Source organism: Mesorhizobium sp. BHscii, assembly GCF_053848065.1.
Map to the genome: position 1 here is coordinate 25,584 of NZ_JBSPKW010000013.1, position 15,855 is coordinate 41,438.

Here is a 15,855-nt window from a genome sequence, read left to right on the forward strand (position 1 = left end):
GACTGCAATGACAGCACTGCTGTCATTGCTTGCATTCAGAGCAGCTTCCACGCAATGGTGACCATTGCCAGCGCGATCACCCACAGCGCCAGCCGGCCGGAGCGGGTGTAGCGCGCCTCGGCCTTGCCGATGGCGCGCGCCGTCCTTTCATCGAAACGCAGCCCGTGTTCGGCCATCAAATCGATCTCGCGCGACAGCCGCTCGGTGCGGGCGGCGAGGTCGGGCGCCTGGCGGGCCAGCGCCAGCAGCGCGCTGGCGCCGTCACGTGCGTCGGCCAGCAGAGCACGCGGGCCGAGATTGCCCGATATCCAGCCGCCGACCACCGGCTCGGACGTCTTCCACATGTTGAAGGCCGGGTCGAGGGTGCGGGCGACGCCTTCGACCACCACCATGGTCTTCTGCAGCAGCACCAGCTCGGAGCGCGTCGCCATGTCGAAGAGATCGGTCACCTCGAACAGAAGCGCCAAGAGCTTGGCCATCGAGATGGTTTCAGCTGGCTGGTCGTGGATCGGCTCGCCGATCGCCCGGATCGCCTGGCCGAATGCCGCGACATTATGCTGGCGCGGCACGTAGCCGGCCTCGAAATGCACTTCGGCGACGCGCAGATAGTCACGGGTGATGAAGCCGTAGAGAATTTCGGCGAGGAACCGGCGCTCCTTCTTGCCGAGCCGGCCGGCAATGCCGAGATCGACAGCGACGATGGTGCCATCGGGCTCGACGAACAGGTTACCCGGGTGCATGTCGGCGTGGAAGAAACCGTCACGCAGTGTGTGGCGCAGGAACGACTGGACCAGGTTGACGGCGATCGCCTTCAGGTCATGGCCGGCGGCAGCGAGGCCGGCAATGTCGTTCATCTTGATGCCGTCGACCCATTCCATGGTCAGTACGTCACGGCCAGTACGTTCCCAGTCGACGGACGGGACGCGAAAGCCGGGATCGTCTTTGGTGTTCTCGCCGAGTTCCGAAAGCGCTGCCGCCTCGAGCCGCAGATCCATTTCGATCTTGGTGGTCTGCGCCAGCGTCTGGGTCACTTCGACCGGACGCAGCCGGCGCGACGACGGAATGTATTTTTCCTGGAGACGGGCGGCGAGGAAATAGCTTTCGAGATCGCGAAAGAAACGGCGTCGCACGCCCGGCCGGATGACCTTCACCGCCACCCGCGAACCGACGCCGTCCTGCAGGGTTTCGGCGATATGGACCTGAGCGATCGACGCGGCGGCGACGGCCTCGCCGAAACTGGCGTAGAGCTCGCCGACCTTGCGCCCGAGCGAAGCCTCTATCGCAGCTATGGCCTCGGCCTGCGGAAAGGTCTGCATCTTGTCCTGCAGCATGGCGAGATCGAGCGCTATGTCGTTGCCGACGACATCGGGCCGCGTCGCCAGGAACTGGCCGAGCTTGACATAGGATGGGCCGAGCCGGACGACGGCCTTGGCCAGCCGGTCGCCACGCTCATAGGCAAGCGCGCGGCGGCGGGTCAACAGCCGCGCCATCCGCCAGCCGAGTTTCGGCAGACCGAAGAGCTCGTCGCCCGGCAGCGCCGCGACTACGCCTTCGCGGACTAGCACCCAGCCGGCCCGCACGAGCCTGAAACCAGCGCCGACACTGCTCATGACTGCGCTCGCCTCAAAGCTTCCAGCCCGAATGAAGCGCAGCTATGCCGCCGGAATAATTGCGAAAAGAAGCGCGGTCGAAGCCGGCGCGGGAAATCATCGCCGCAAAATTCTGCTGATTGGGAAATTTGCGGATCGATTCGACCAAGTAGGAATAGGGCTCGCCGTCGCCGGTCACCGCCTTGCCGATCCTGGGGATGGCGTTGAACGACCACGCCTCATAGGCCTTGTCGAGCAGCGGCATGTCGACCTCGGAAAATTCGAGGCAGAGGAAGCGCCCGCCGGGCTTCAGCACGCGATAGGCTTCCGCAAGCGCCACATCGATGCGCGGCACGTTGCGAATGCCGAAAGCGATCGTGTAGGCGTCGAATGTGGCCTCAGTGAAAGGCAGCTCCTCGGCATTGGCTTCGACGAAATCGGTGTTTGCCGTCAGGCCCTTTTTCTCGGCCCGGTCGCGGCCGACGGCGAGCATCGAGCCGTTGATGTCGAGAACCGTGGCATGGGCGTTCCTGCCGCTCGCCTCGACGATTCGGAAGGCGATGTCGCCGGTGCCGCCGGCAACGTCGAGAACGCTCCAGCCCGCTCGTTTCGGTGGATTGAGCCATGTGACCATGGCGTCCTTCCACAGCCTGTGCAGCCCGGCCGACATCAGGTCGTTCATCAGATCGTAGCGGTTCGCGACCTTGTGGAAAACGTCATTGACCAGGGACTGCTTCTCGCCTGCCCCTACACGCTTGAAACCATAGGACGTTTCCATGCCGCCAACGGCCGTGGTTCTCTCAACCGACATTATTTTTGATCCGCCATAAAACCGGCGGGACCATAGCCGATCGATGGTGCCGACGCTATTGTTTAAGGCGCGGTGTTCGGCCGCGCTTCTCGGTCGTGAAATCGTACTTATGTCGACGAGCTGGAGACCTGACGGGATGATTGCATGCCTTTGAAAGCGGAACTGCACTGCCATATCGAAGGGGCAGCGGCGCCCGAACTCGTCATCCGCCAGGCGCAGAAATACGGCAAGGACACCTCGCGCTACATTCAGAATGGCTCTTTCGTCTGGCACGATTTCACCTCATTCCTCGCTGCCTATGACTTCTCCTCCGACCTGTTCCGCACGGAGGAGGACTATGCCCGGCTGGCCGATCATTACCTGACCAGCCTCGCCCGCGACGGCGCCATCTATTCCGAGATCTTCACCTCGCCGGAACACGCCGGCAAGGCCGGCCTGTCGCCCAAGGCCTATACGGACGCGCTCGGCGAAGGCATCGCGCGCGCCAAGGCCAAGACCGGCATCGAGGGCCGCATGATCGTCACCGGGGTGCGCAATACCGGCGTCGAATCGATCGAGCAGGCGGCGCGATTCGCGGCCCGCTGCGGGCATCCGCTGGTCACCGGCTTCGGCGTCGCCGGCGACGAGCGGATGGGCGATCTGGAGGATTATTTCAGGGCCTTCGAAATCGCGCGGGAGGCCGGCCTCGGCATCACCGTCCATGCCGGCGAACTGATGGGCTGGGAGAGCGTCGAGGCCGCACTCGATCACATCCGCCCCGCCCGCATCGGCCATGGCGTGCGCGCCGTCGAGAACCCCGACATTGTCCGGCGCATCGCCGACGAAGGCGTCGTACTCGAATGCTGTCCCAGTTCCAACGTCGCGCTGAAGGTCTTCGGCAGTTTCGCCGATCACCCTTTTCCGGCACTGCAGGCGGCAGGCTGCAAGGTGACGCTAAACTCCGACGATCCGCCCTATTTCTGGACGTCGCTGAAGCGGGAATACGACATTGCCGCCGAGCATTTTTCGATGAACGACAAGGCGCTCGCCGCCGTCACCAGAACCGCCATCGAGGCCGCCTTCGTCGACAAGAAGACCAGGACAGCGCTTCTCACCCGCCTCAACAGCGCCGCCCGCTAACTCTCTTTTTCGGCAAAAGCTGTGGTCGGCGGCGGCAGGCGGTTCCTTGGCCGGCGCATTGTCGCTAGGGTTCGCGTAGGCAGCCGGGATTTCAGGAGAATACCATGCAGGGCGTCACCGTCGTCGACCACCCGCTTGTCCAGCACAAGCTGACCATCATGCGCAAGAAGGAAACCTCGACGGCCGGCTTCCGGCGGCTGCTGCGCGAGATCTCGCTGCTTCTCGGCTACGAGGTCACTCGCAATCTCGAGCTGACGACGACGACGATCGAAACGCCGATCGAGACGATGGAAGCGCCGACGCTGGAAGGCAAGAAGCTGGTCTTCGCCTCGGTGCTGCGCGCCGGCAACGGCTTGCTCGAAGGCCTGCTCGACCTGGTGCCGGCGGCGCGCGTCGCCCATATCGGTCTCTACCGTGACCACGAAACGCTGGAAGCGGTCGAGTATTTCTTCAAGGCGCCGAGCGATCTCGCCGACCGGCTGGTGATCGTCGTCGATCCGATGCTGGCGACCGCCAATTCGGCGATCGCGGCGATCGACAAGCTGAAAGGACGCGGCGCCACCAACATCCGCTTCCTCTGCCTGCTGGCGGCGCCAGAGGGCCTGGAACGCTTCATCAAGGCGCATCCCGATGTTCCGGTCTTCACCGCTTCCATCGACCGCCAGCTCAACGAGAAGGGCTATATCATGCCGGGCCTCGGCGACGCCGGCGACCGCATGTACGGGACCAAATGACTGTGCCACTCGTTTACCGATCGTTTACGCAAACGGCCGCTTTCCGCATCTGTTAAAGCGGCAAACACCATGTCGCGATAAGCATGGGCCTTCACGAAGGCCGGTCCATGCTGCGCAATCTTATCATCCTTGGCATGCTCGCCGTAGCATCGGCGTCGTTCCCGATCCTCTATCAGTCGAATCCGCAGATGCTCGATGGCCTGCTGAAATCGGCGGTCGGGACCAGGCCGACAGTCGAAACGCAAACGGATCTGAACCTGGCCACGATTCCGGACAGACCGGCGACGCCGCGGCCGCTCGGCCGCAAGGTCGTGGTCGCCGCTGACGTGCGCGGGCATTTCACGTCGGCGTTCAGGCTCAACGGTCGAACGGTCGACGGCATGATCGACACCGGCGCGACGCTCGTCGCCATCAACAGTTCGACGGCGCGCAGGATTGGCATCTCGCTGAACGTGTCCGACTTCAAACACGAGGTAAACACCGCCAACGGCGCGATCAGGGCTGCCCTGGTGACCATCGATCGGCTGCAGATCGGCAAGATCACGGTCGACGGCGTCCAGGCGGTGGTGCTCGACGACAAGGCCCTGCGCACCAACCTGATCGGTCTGAGCTTTCTCCAGCGGCTTGAAAAGTACCAGGTCGAGAACGGCGCGCTGCTGCTCGTCCAGTGAAGCAAGATCCCGGAAAAGTGGAAACCGGTTCTCGGAACGATCATCGTCCAACAAGAAGGTAGAGCCTTGCTGACCGGATCACCCGCGCGGCAGGATCCGCCGGATGACGGTTTTTTCCGCAGGCGGCTTCGAAGCACCGATCGCATAGGCCGAAAGCACGGCGGCCGCGGCCGCTTCGGCATCCGCGGGATTGCGGGCATGGACCAGCGCCAGCGCCTCACCGGGGCGCACCTCCGCGCCGACCGGCAACAGCCGGGTGATGCCGACCGCATGATCGATCCTGTCGTCCGGCCGTATGCGCCCCCCGCCAAGCCCGACGACGGCGAGCCCGATGTCGCGGGTCGCGATGCCGGTGACGAAGCCGTGTTCGGTCGCCTTGACCGCAAATTCAGTCGCCGCCTTCGGCAGGTATTTTTCCGGATTCTCGACGAAATCTGCGGGGCCGCCGAGCGCCGCCACCATGCGCGCGAAGACGGCGGCGGCACCGCCGCCGGCAAGCGTCTCGGCGGCGCGCCGCATGCCGTCCTGGTTGGACGACACCAGCCCGGCAGACTGCAGCATGTCTGCGGCCAGAGCCAGCGTCACATCCTCCAGGCGCCGGTCGCGGAAGCGGCCGGTGAGAAAATCGACGGCGTTGCGCACCTCGACCGCGTTGCCGGCTGCCGACGCCAGCGGCTCGTTCATGCCGGTGACCAGTGCTGAGGTCTTCAGTCCTGCGCCATTGGCGACTTCTACCAGGCTGTTCGCCAGCGTTGTTGCGTCGCGCGACTTTTCCATGAAGGCGCCGTTGCCGACCTTTACGTCGAGCACCAGCGACTGCAGGCCGGCGGCCAGCTTCTTCGACAGGATCGAGGCGGTGATCAGCGGCACCGATTCGACGGTTCCCGTCACGTCGCGGATCGCATAGAGCCGGCGGTCGGCGGGCGCGAGATCGGCGGTCTGGCCGATGATGGCGCAGCCGGCTTCGAGCACCGCCTTGCGGAAGCCCGCCACATCCGGCTGGCTGATATAGCCGGGGATGGCATCCATCTTGTCCAGCGTGCCGCCGGTATGGCCGAGACCACGGCCGGAAATCATCGGCACATAAGCGCCACAGGCGGCGACGATCGGCGCCACCATCAGCGAGACATTGTCGCCGACGCCGCCTGTCGAATGTTTGTCGGTGACTGGGCCCGGCAGGTTCGACCAATCGAGCACGTCGCCGGAGTCGCGCATGGCCAGCGTCAGCGCCACCGCCTCGTCGCGGCTCATGCCGTTGAAGAACACCGCCATGGCGAAGGCCCCGACCTGCCCGTCCGAGACGGCGCCTGCGGTCACGCCTTCGATGAAGCTGGCGATCTCCTGCGTCGACAGCTTGTGGCCGTCGCGCTTGCTGCGGATGATTTCCTGGGGAAGCATCAGGCCGGGACCTTACGCTCCGGCAAGCCATCCTGGAACACACGCTGGAGGATCGTCGCCAGACGCGCGCCGCCAACCGGCGCCATGTCCTTGGTCTCCTGGTGCGAAAGCTCCGCCCCGGTCATCCCTGCTGCAAGGTTGGTGATGACCGAGCAGGCGGCGACCCGCAAGCCGAGGAAGCGGGCGAGAATGACCTCCGGCACGGTCGACATGCCGACGGCGTTGGCGCCCATGACGCGCGCCATGCGGATCTCGGCGGGTGTCTCGAAGCATGGCCCGGAAAACCACATATAGACGCCCTTGTGCAGGGCGGTAGCCGTCGCCTTCGCCGCCGTCTCGATCGCCGCGCGAAGGCCGGCATCATAGGCTTCGGTCAGGCCGACGAAGCGGCGGTCGCTTGGCTCGCCGATTAGCGGGTTGGAGCCCGAGAAATTGATGTGGTCGGTGATCAGCATCACCGAGCCTGGCCCCATGTCCGGATCGACCGAGCCAGCGGCGTTGGTGAGGATCAGGTTCGAAATGCCGAGGCCGGCGAGCACCTCCAGCGCCGGCCGCATCGCAGCCGCGTTGCCGTGCTCGTAGTAGTGAGCGCGGCCGGACAGCATCAACACTGGTGTGCCGGCGAAATGTCCCGCCACCACCTCGCCGGCATGGCCGGTAACGCCGCTTCTGGGAAAGCCCGGCAATTCGGCATAGGAAATGCGGACAGCGTCCTCGACCTCTTCGACAAGCCCGCCAAGACCCGAACCCAGCACCAGCGCGGTTGCGGGCGCCAGCCCGTCCAGCCTTTCGACGAGACGATCAAGCGCCTCCTTCATTTCAACCAGCTCTTCATTTCAACCAGCTCTTCATTTCAACCAGCTCTTCATTTCAACATGTCGCCCTGGAAGCCGTAGGGCAGCATGTCGCCCATGGTCACGGTCTCGACCACGCCGCCACTGTCGCAGAGATAGAGTTTGGTTTCCGGCCGGCAAAATTCGGCCAGCCGCTGCCGGCAGCCGCCGCAGGGTGAGCATTTCGCCGTGCGCTCGGCGATCACCGCGATTTCCGTTATCCTGCCGCCGCCGGCCATGATGTAGTGGCCGAGCGCGGTGGTTTCGGCGCACCAGCCTTCCGGATAGGACGCGACCTCGATGTTGGCGCCGGTAAAGACGCGGCCGTCCTCGGTGCGCAGTGCCGCCCCGACCGGAAACTTCGAATAGGGCGCATAGGCCTTGGCCATGGCCGCCTTGGCCGCTTCGAACAGATCATGCGACATTTAGTTTTTCCCTCGCATGATCTTGTCCGAAAAACGGGTTCCACTTTTCGAAGTCATGCTCATATTTTCCTTTTTCGCATGGCCCGATCCGAAAACCGGCTTCCACTTTTCGCGGCCATGCTCAGCGTTCTTTGACATAGGGCACGCCGCCGGCCCGCGGCGGGATCGCCTTGCCGATGAAGCCGGCGAGCAGGATGACGGTGAGGATATAGGGCAGCGCCTGCATGAGTTGCACCGGCACTTTGCCGATCAGCGGCAGCGGCGTGCCCTGCAGCCGGATCGACAGCGCGTCGAGGAAGCCGAACAACAGGCAGGCGAACATGGCATTGACCGGCTTCCATTTGGCGAAGATCAGTGCGGCAAGCGCGATGTAACCCTTGCCGGCGGTCATATCCTTCACGAAGCCGCCATTCTGCACCATCGACAGGTAGGCGCCGGCAATGCCGGTGAGCACGCCGGTGCAGATCAGCGCCCGGTAGCGCAGCCAGGCGACCGAGATGCCAGCAGTGTCGACCGCGGCCGGGTTCTCACCGACCGCGCGCATGCGCAAGCCAAAGCGGGTACGGAACAGCACCCACCAGGTGAACGGCACGGCGAGGAACGCGACATAGACCAGCACGGAATGGCCGGAGATGAGTTCCGAATATATCGGGCCGAGGATCGGCACCCCCCTAAGCGCGTCCGCGCCGGGCCAGATGATCGCCCCGAACCGCTCGTCGGGCGCAAGCGCCGGCGTACGTCCTCCTTGCTGGAACCAGGCCTGGCCGAGCATGATCGTTGATCCGGCGGCGATAAAATTGATCGCCACGCCGGAGACGATCTGGTTGCCGCGATGGGTGATTGAGGCAAACCCGTGGACCAGCGCGAAAGCGACCGAGATGAGGATGGCCATGCCGAGGCCGATATAGGCGGAATGGAAGACGGAGGCTGCGGCGGCACCGGCGAAGGCGCCGACCAGCATCTTGCCCTCGAGCCCGATGTCGAAGATGCCGGCCCGCTCCGAATAGAGGCCGGCGAGGCATGCGAGCAGCAAGGGCACCGACAGGCGGATCGTCGAGTCCAGAACCTGGATGATGGCGTTGAACATGTCCATCTCAGGCACCCTTCCCCTTGATCGCTTCCATGCCGACAGATCTCGGGCTGAGTGAGGCGAACAGCGCCTGGACATAGGGCCGGAACATGTGCTCGAGCGCGCCGGCGAACAGGATGACCAGGCCCTGAATGATGACGATCATGTCGCGGCTGATCGCCGGCATCTCGAAGGCGAGCTCGGCGCCACCCTGGTAGAGCATGCCAAACAGGATTGCCGCCAGCACGATGCCGACCGGGTGCAGGCGCCCCATCAGCGCCACGGCGATGCCGACGAAACCGGCGCCGGAAACGAATTCAAGCGCGACATTGTGCTGATCGCCCATCGTCGGATTGAGCGCCATCATGCCGGCCAGCGCGCCCGAGATCATCATAGCGACCATGATGATGCGGGTCTCCGAAATGCCGGCATATCGCGCCGCTTTCGAGCTGTGGCCGTAGGTGCGCATCTCGTAGCCGAGTCTGGTGCGCCAGATCAGCACCCAGACCAGAAAGGCCATGGCCAGCGCCAGCAGGAAGCTGATGTTGAACGGCGCCGAACGGATCTTGGCGCCGAACAATTCGATGACCCAGTTGAGCTTCGGCAGTTGCGCGCCGTCGAGGAAGGTGCGTGTCTGCGGCGCCATCGAATTGGCCGGCTTCAAGAATCCGACCAGTGCGTAGACCATGACGCTGGCAGCGATGAAATTGAACATGATGGTGGTGATGACGATGTGCGAACCGCGCTTGGCCTGCAGATAGGCCGGGATAAGCGCCCACAGCGCCCCCATCGCCGCGGCGGCGATGATCGCCAGCGGGAAGGTGAGCCACCAGGGCAGCACGCTGTCGAAGGCCAGGCAGACGATGCCGATGCCGAGACCGGCGATATAACCCTGGCCCTCGCCACCGATGTTGAACAGGCCGCAATGCGCCGCAACCGCCACCGACAGCCCGCTGAAGATGAAGGTGGTGGCGTAGAAAAGCGTAAACGCAATGCCTTGCCCGCGGCCGAAGGCGCCCTCGACCAGGACGGCGGCAGCGCGGAACGGATTTTCGCCAACCAAAAGCACGACGAAGCCGGCGACGACGAAGGCAACGGCGAGATTGATTACCGGGATCAGCCCGTAATCGGCCCAGGCCGGCAGCTTGGCGTAAGGCGCGCTCATTCCGCCGCCTCCTGGCGCTCGACGCCGGCCATCAGCAGGCCGAGCTCGCCTTCGGTCGCCTCCGGTCCGCGCTCGCCGACGATGCGGCCGGCAAACATCACCAGGATGCGGTCGGACAGCGAGCGGATCTCGTCGAGCTCGACCGACACCACCAGCACCGCCTTGCCCTGGTCGCGCATGGCGATGAGCCGCTTATGGATGAATTCGATGGCGCCGACATCCACGCCGCGCGTCGGCTGACCGACGATCAGCACGCCCGGATCCTGCTCCATCTCCCGGGCCAGCACGATCTTTTGCTGATTGCCGCCGGAGAAATTGGCGGTCTTGAGCCGGCAATCCGCCGGACGGATGTCGTATTTAGTAATCTTGTCCCTGGCGTCGTTGCGGATCGCGTCGATGTCGAGGAACGGCCCCTTCAGATATCGTTCGTCGTCGTGATAGCCGAGGATCGAATTCTCGTTCTCCTCGAAGGCCAGCACCAGCCCGACATGATGACGGTCTTCCGGCACATGGGCGAGACCGCGGTCGCGCAGCTCGCCGGGATCGGCGGCCCCGGTGAGATCGATCGGCTTGCCGTCGAGCATGACGGAGCCCGAGACGGCGCGCCTGATGCCGGAAATCGCCTCGAGCATTTCGGATTGCCCGTTACCGGCGACGCCGGCGATGCCGACGATCTCGCCGGCGCGCACATCGAAGGAGATGTCGTCGACCATGGTGACGCCGCGGGAATCCTTCACTGTCAGGTTCTTCACCGCGAGCTTGACGCCGCCGGCTTCCGCCTCGCCCTTCTCGACCCTGAGCAGCACGCGGCGCCCGACCATCAGCTCGGCCAGTTCCTCGACTGTGGTCTTCTTGGTCTCCCTAGTCGCCACCATCGTGCCTTGGCGCATGACCGAGACCGTGTCGGTGATCGCCATGATTTCGCGCAGCTTGTGCGTGATCAGCACGATCGTTTTGCCCTGCTCCTTCAACTGCTTGAGAATCCGGAACAGATGGTCAGCTTCTGCAGGCGTCAGCACGCCCGTCGGCTCGTCGAGGATCAGGATTTCGGCGCCGCGATACAGCGCCTTGAGGATTTCGACACGCTGCTGCAGGCCAACCGGCAACTCCTCGATGATCGCGTCGGGATCGACCTCCAGCCCGTATTCGCGCTCGAGCCGTTCCAGCTCCGACCGCGCCTTGGTGATGCTCCTCTTCAGCAGGGCATCGCTTTCGGCGCCGAGAATGACGTTTTCCAGCACCGTGAAATTGTCGACCAGCATGAAATGCTGATGCACCATGCCGATGCCGAGCGCGATGGCGTCGTTTGGCGTCTTGATCGACGCCGGCTGGCCGCCGACGCGGGTCTCGCCGCTGTCGGCCTGGTAGAAGCCATAGAGGATCGACATCAGCGTCGACTTGCCGGCGCCATTCTCACCGACAATGCCGTGGATGGTGCCGCGCACGATCTCCAGATTGATGTCGCGGTTGGCGCGCACGGCGCCAAAACTCTTGTTGATGCCGATCAACTCGATTGCGGCTTGCGCCATGCAGCCTGTCCCACTCTTATTTTTTTATCGCTTGGTCAAAACGCCTAGCATGACGCCCCGTCTGTGCCAATTGGCCGGAGCAGCGTTCACTCTCGACAAATCACCGCCCGCTTGTCAATTTCGAACGTGGCCGCGGCCTCACAACGCTATCGCATCGGCCTGAAAATCGGGTTGGATTTTCAGCAGCACGACGCGAAGACTTTAAGGCTTAGAGCGTATTTTCGGCGTCCAATTGGACGCATATCGCTCTAATGTGGCGAATCCCGAAATTCGCATCTCTTGAGAGTTGCGCAGCAAGAAACCGAGGTTTTTCAGATGACCATGCCCTCCGACCGGCTGACGACGCTGGAAATCCGCGCCGCCGAGCAGGAGAAGATCATCGAGGAACTGTCCGGCCAGATCGCCGAGCAGTGGAAGGTGATCGAGCGCATGCAGCGCAAGCTCGATGCGCTGACCGACCGCTTCCTGGCGCTGGAGGAACAGGCCGCACCCGACGTGCCGGTGACCAAGCCGCCGCATTGGTGAGCATACTGAGAAAAGCAAAACCGCCGGGCTTTCACCCGGCGGTTTCGATCAGATCGGCAATCTCACGATCAATAGGGGCAGGCATTGTCCGACATGTAGTCGTGCACCTTGATAGTACCGGCGATGATGTCGGCCTTGGCCTTTTCGACCGCCGCCTTCATCGCGTCGTCGACAAGCGCCTTGTTGTTGTCGTCCATAGCGTAGTCGACGCCGCCTTCCTTGAGGCCGAGATCGTTGATGCCGCCGGTGAACTTGTCGTTTTTGGCGTCCATGAAGGTGTTGTAGACGGCGACGTCGACGCGCTTGACCATGGAGGTCAGCACCTTGCCGGGCTGCAGGCCGTTCTGGTTGGAATCGACGCCGATGCCGAGCTTGCCGGCGTCGGCTGCCGCCTGCAGCACGCCGACACCGGTTCCGCCTGCCGCCGCGTAGATCACGTCGGCGCCCTGGTCGATCTGCGTCTTGGCGATCTCGCCCCCTTTGGCCGGATCGTTCCAGGCTGCCGGCGTGTCGCCGGTCATGTTCTGGATCACATCGGTCGCGCCGGCCGCTTTGGCGCCGCCGACATAGCCGCAGCCGAATCTGCGGATCAGCGGAATGTCCATGCCGCCGATGAAGCCGACCTTTTTGGTCTTCGAGGCCATCGCCGCCATCACCCCGACGAGATAGGAGCCTTCCTGCTCCTTATAGACGACGGAGCGGACATTGGGCTTGTCGACGACCATGTCGATGATGGCGAACTTGGTCTCGGGAAACTCGACGGCGATCTTCTCCAGCGCATCTGCCCAGGAGAAGCCCGCCATGGCGATGGGATTGCGGCCGTCCTCGGCGAAACGGCGCAGTGCCTGCTCGCGCTGGGTCGCGTTGCTGACCTCGAATTCCACATAGGCGATGCCGGTTTCGGCCTTGAACTTTTCGGCGCCATTGTAGGACGCTTCGTTGAATGACTTGTCGAACTTGCCGCCGAGATCATAGAGAAGTGCTGGCTGAATGTCCGCGGCGAAGGCCGGAAGAACCATCGCAGTTGCGGCCAGGAGGCCGAGAACGATACGTTTCATGTGATCCACACCCTGTCGGTTATTTTTTCCGTTATGCACCGCCTGCCTGCCCGGTTCTCCGGCAGGCATGCGACATCAGACAGGAGTGTCTTCCTCCCGCTTCGGGCCAATCTGGCACGGCCCGAAACAAAATTCACGCGGAATTTTGACCTTTGGAAAAGCGTGGCGCCGTATCCCGGCGCCACGGATCATCGTCTCGCCAAAGGCCTCAAGCCGAGACGGCAGCCGGGATGGCGCAGGTGACGCCGGTGCCCTGCAGATTGCAATAGCCGTAGGGATTCTTCGCCAGATATTGCTGGTGGTCTTCCTCGGCGAAATAGAACTCCGGCGCCGGAGCAATCTCGGTGGTGATCCTGCCGCGGCCGGCGCCGCGCAACGAGGCCTCATAAGCGTCATGCGATGAGATCGCCGCCTGGTGCTGCGCATCGCCAAACGTGTAGATCGCCGAGCGGTAGGTGGTGCCGACATCGTTGCCCTGGCGCATGCCCTGCGTCGGGTCGTGGCTTTCCCAGAACAGCTTCAGAAGCTGTGCATAGGACACGATCTTCGGGTCGTAAACGACGAGCACGACTTCGGCATGGCCCGTAAGGCCGGTGCAAGTTTCCTGGTAGGTCGGGTTGGGGGTAACGCCACCCGCATAGCCGACGGCCGTGACCCAGACACCATCGACCTGCCAGAACAGGCGTTCGGCGCCCCAGAAGCAGCCCAGCCCGAACATCGCCGTCTCCAGCCCCTCGGGATACGGCCCCTTGAGCGGCCGCTTCGAGACGAAGTGCTTGGATGCCGTCGGGATAGGCTTGGCGCGGCCCGGCAGCGCCTCGGCAGGCTTCGGCAGATTGAGCTTCTTGTTCAGCATGTCGCTGAGAATCATGTGCGGTCTCCCTTTCTCTTTGTTTGGGGCGCTGGAAAGCTATCACGTCTAGGCGAACCGCCCGGTCGGCCGCTCCCGCCTGTAGCCGATGATGTAGAGAATGAAGGCAAGCACTGCGAACACGGCGAAGCCGGGCTGGTTGAGCACCCAGGCGATGGCGCCGTCCCATAGCAGCGGGCCAAGCTTGTCGCGGACGAAGCTTTCGAAGGTGCTTCGCGTATCCGGCGAGACGGCCAGCCAGCTCGTGTTGAGCGGGGTCATGACCAGCGCGGAGGCCGCCACCGAGCGTGTCGCGTCGATCACCGCCATGATGACGGAAACCGAAAGCGCGACCAGTGCCGCGAGACGGAAGACGAAGCGGAACATCCAGACCTTACCTCCCCGGAAGCTTATCAGAAATGTCTGTATCGGCCTGATAAATAGGATCTGCCCGCTTTATCCGCAATCGCGACACGCGAAGTGAACCCACGCCGCCGGTTGCGCCACTGAGGCGCCAGTCGGCAAAGTCACCGCCGCCGATCGCGGCGATCGGCTGCCAAGGCAGCACTGGTGACATGGACAGAGCATCCCTGTCCGACAAAGCGAATAGAGTGCCGTTATGTCTTGGCATTCGGCACCGGATCGACTAGATGAGCCCCGCGCCTGTTGCTTTGACGGCCCAGGTGCGGGGAAAGGGTGTCCGCTGGTTGACGGCGCCCACGGTGCGGAGCTCCGGACCGGAATCCCCGAAGGGAGACGCATCTCCCCAACCCGCGCGGCGAAACCGGCCGCGGTGAAATGCTAAGACGGAGAGGTGGCCGAGTGGTTGAAGGCGCACGCCTGGAAAGTGTGTTTACGGGAAACCGTAACGCGGGTTCGAATCCCGCTCTCTCCGCCATCGCTATTGCTAGTGCATTGAATCGCCTGCAAATTTCCCTATCAAAGTCATCTAAGCCCTCATTGCACCCCACATTTTGAAGTGGATGTAGATGTTGTTGGACAGTTGAGCGCGCTAATTTACAAGCTATCACGGCGCTCTATTGAGCAGCTCAATTCGGTGGAATGCCCCGAATGTTCCCTTTTCGTTCTGTTCACTGCAGCGAGCATCGGCTAAACTACTGCCTTAAGGAAACCGATTCTTCCGCGGCGAATTCCAATGACCGTTCAAGCTGTGAGCAAGACTCTGCACGGCGATAAGCTCTTCAACGAGCCGACGATCACCTGCCCTAGTTGCAAGACGGACATCAAGCTCAACGAGTCGCTCGCGGGGCCGCTAATCGCTGCAACGCGAGAGGAGTACGAGCAGCGCATCGCTCAGACGAACGCAGCAATCGCCCTCAGACAAGAAGAACTCGAGCGTCAACGCCATGAGGTCGCATTGGCGAGAGAGGGCGTCGAAAGTCTCGTTGCCGAGAAGGTTAGGATCGAGCGGGCTCACATTGCTGTCGATGAGGCTCGCAAGGCCAAACTTTGCTCTTGGCCGATTTTGACGAGCGCGACCGCAAGGTCGCCGAGTTGGAGGAGACGCTGAAGGCTCGCGATGACAAGCTCGAACAGGCGCAGAAACAGCAAGCAGAATTCCTCACAAAGCAGCGCGCACTGGAGGACGAGCCGGGAGGTGCAATCGATGGGATGCGGCTGGTTTAGCCGGGGTCTTGTCTTGAAAGAAAAGGGGCGCGCAAAAACCGCTTTATGGCAATCCGCTAACGCGCCTCTTTGTCCAGCCGGCGATTGTCAGCCCCAACGCCATGCCGGCGCAGTCGGCAACCCAGTCGAACCCATCCAGATCGCGCCCTATCAGTTGGGCGCCCTGAAGAACCTCGATCGCCGCGCCGGTAAAGGCGAGAAGAACAACCAGCCTTGCCTTGTGTCCCGGCCAGCCGAGGCTTCCCAGGGCCGCCAGCACCGCGAAGGCGATGGCGTGTTGGAGCTTGTCATCGTGAAGCGTGACGGCCATGCCGAGATCCGGCAAGAACCGCACCGGCAGAAGAGTGAGCAGGAGAACGACTGCCAGGGTGATCAGAAAAACGATCCTTGCTAGCATCGGAAAAGAGTCTAAACGCAACAAGATAGAGCCAG

17 protein-coding genes and 1 tRNA gene are annotated in these 15,855 nt (G+C 63.0%); 6 read left to right on the top strand and 12 right to left on the bottom strand.

What is annotated here, in order from left to right:
* Positions 1-35: 35 nt before the first annotated feature.
* Together ubiB and ubiE are read right to left on the bottom strand one after the other, a co-directional pair.
* On the bottom strand, positions 36-1,610 hold the full coding sequence (gene ubiB / locus ACWTU7_RS18520; protein ID WP_287092737.1) for a 2-polyprenylphenol 6-hydroxylase: 1,575 nt from the start codon (positions 1,608-1,610) through the stop codon (positions 36-38).
* Positions 1,611-1,623: 13 nt separating this feature from the next.
* Positions 1,624-2,400, bottom strand: coding sequence for a bifunctional demethylmenaquinone methyltransferase/2-methoxy-6-polyprenyl-1,4-benzoquinol methylase UbiE (gene ubiE / locus ACWTU7_RS18525; protein WP_065011427.1), 777 nt, complete (start codon positions 2,398-2,400; stop codon positions 1,624-1,626).
* Positions 2,401-2,544: 144 nt separating this feature from the next.
* On the opposite strand from ubiE, the gene ACWTU7_RS18530 reads away from it, so the two are divergent.
* The 3 genes from ACWTU7_RS18530 to ACWTU7_RS18540 all read left to right on the top strand — a co-directional run bounded on the left by ACWTU7_RS18530 (position 2,545) and on the right by ACWTU7_RS18540 (position 4,924).
* A complete protein-coding gene (locus ACWTU7_RS18530) occupies positions 2,545-3,519 on the top strand; it encodes an adenosine deaminase (RefSeq protein WP_455839468.1) in 975 nt (324 codons plus the stop codon).
* Between the two features lie 104 nt (positions 3,520-3,623).
* The gene (gene upp, locus ACWTU7_RS18535) at positions 3,624-4,253 is read left to right on the top strand and encodes a uracil phosphoribosyltransferase (RefSeq protein WP_029348092.1); all 630 of its coding nucleotides are present in this window, start codon (positions 3,624-3,626) and stop codon (positions 4,251-4,253) included.
* Positions 4,254-4,360: 107 nt separating this feature from the next.
* Entirely contained in the window at positions 4,361-4,924 is a 564-nt protein-coding gene (locus tag ACWTU7_RS18540; protein WP_455839469.1) for a TIGR02281 family clan AA aspartic protease, read from the top strand.
* A 78-nt stretch (positions 4,925-5,002) separates the two neighbouring features.
* Here the strand turns inward: ACWTU7_RS18540 and deoA are convergent, their stop codons facing one another.
* From deoA to ACWTU7_RS18570, 6 genes are all read right to left on the bottom strand, one after another.
* The gene (deoA, locus tag ACWTU7_RS18545; protein WP_455839470.1) at positions 5,003-6,322 is read right to left on the bottom strand and encodes a thymidine phosphorylase; all 1,320 of its coding nucleotides are present in this window, start codon (positions 6,320-6,322) and stop codon (positions 5,003-5,005) included.
* Entirely contained in the window at positions 6,322-7,140 is an 819-nt protein-coding gene (locus tag ACWTU7_RS18550) for a purine-nucleoside phosphorylase (RefSeq protein ID WP_095520853.1), read from the bottom strand. Before ACWTU7_RS18550 ends, deoA begins: the two co-directional genes overlap by 1 nt.
* Positions 7,141-7,187: 47 nt before the next feature.
* Positions 7,188-7,580 (bottom strand): cytidine deaminase, encoded by a 393-nt coding sequence (cdd, locus tag ACWTU7_RS18555; protein ID WP_029348097.1) that lies wholly within the window; start codon positions 7,578-7,580, stop codon positions 7,188-7,190.
* A 121-nt stretch (positions 7,581-7,701) separates the two neighbouring features.
* On the bottom strand, positions 7,702-8,673 hold the full coding sequence (locus ACWTU7_RS18560) for an ABC transporter permease (RefSeq protein WP_029348098.1): 972 nt from the start codon (positions 8,671-8,673) through the stop codon (positions 7,702-7,704).
* A 1-nt stretch (position 8,674) separates the two neighbouring features.
* Entirely contained in the window at positions 8,675-9,814 is a 1,140-nt protein-coding gene (locus tag ACWTU7_RS18565; RefSeq protein ID WP_127210482.1) for an ABC transporter permease, read from the bottom strand.
* The gene (locus ACWTU7_RS18570) at positions 9,811-11,343 is read right to left on the bottom strand and encodes an ABC transporter ATP-binding protein (protein ID WP_455839471.1); all 1,533 of its coding nucleotides are present in this window, start codon (positions 11,341-11,343) and stop codon (positions 9,811-9,813) included. The genes ACWTU7_RS18565 and ACWTU7_RS18570 overlap by 4 nt, the downstream gene beginning before the upstream one ends.
* Before the next feature lie 315 nt (positions 11,344-11,658).
* Between ACWTU7_RS18570 and ACWTU7_RS18575 the strand changes: the two genes are divergently transcribed.
* The gene (locus ACWTU7_RS18575; protein WP_287092740.1) at positions 11,659-11,868 is read left to right on the top strand and encodes a SlyX family protein; all 210 of its coding nucleotides are present in this window, start codon (positions 11,659-11,661) and stop codon (positions 11,866-11,868) included.
* Between the two features lie 68 nt (positions 11,869-11,936).
* Here the strand turns inward: ACWTU7_RS18575 and ACWTU7_RS18580 are convergent, their stop codons facing one another.
* The 3 genes from ACWTU7_RS18580 to ACWTU7_RS18590 all read right to left on the bottom strand — a co-directional run bounded on the left by ACWTU7_RS18580 (position 11,937) and on the right by ACWTU7_RS18590 (position 14,163).
* Positions 11,937-12,926: a BMP family lipoprotein gene (locus ACWTU7_RS18580; protein ID WP_029348105.1), complete on the bottom strand. Its 990-nt coding sequence runs from the start codon at positions 12,924-12,926 to the stop codon at positions 11,937-11,939.
* 208 nt (positions 12,927-13,134) lie between these two features.
* Complete coding sequence (msrA, locus tag ACWTU7_RS18585) at positions 13,135-13,797, bottom strand: peptide-methionine (S)-S-oxide reductase MsrA (RefSeq protein WP_455839472.1); 663 nt, start codon at positions 13,795-13,797, stop codon at positions 13,135-13,137.
* A gap of 48 nt (positions 13,798-13,845) precedes the next feature.
* A complete protein-coding gene (locus ACWTU7_RS18590; RefSeq protein WP_455839473.1) occupies positions 13,846-14,163 on the bottom strand; it encodes a hypothetical protein in 318 nt (105 codons plus the stop codon).
* A 421-nt stretch (positions 14,164-14,584) separates the two neighbouring features.
* Between ACWTU7_RS18590 and ACWTU7_RS18595 the strand changes: the two genes are divergently transcribed.
* Positions 14,585-14,674: transfer RNA gene (locus tag ACWTU7_RS18595), tRNA-Ser, on the top strand.
* Between the two features lie 578 nt (positions 14,675-15,252).
* Positions 15,253-15,423 (top strand): hypothetical protein, encoded by a 171-nt coding sequence (locus ACWTU7_RS18600; RefSeq protein WP_455839474.1) that lies wholly within the window; start codon positions 15,253-15,255, stop codon positions 15,421-15,423.
* A 43-nt stretch (positions 15,424-15,466) separates the two neighbouring features.
* Here ACWTU7_RS18600 and ACWTU7_RS18605 read toward each other — a convergent pair whose 3' ends face one another.
* Positions 15,467-15,820, bottom strand: a complete 354-nt coding sequence (locus ACWTU7_RS18605) for a hypothetical protein (RefSeq protein WP_455839475.1) — start codon at positions 15,818-15,820, stop codon at positions 15,467-15,469.
* Between the last annotated feature and the right edge of the window lie 35 nt (positions 15,821-15,855).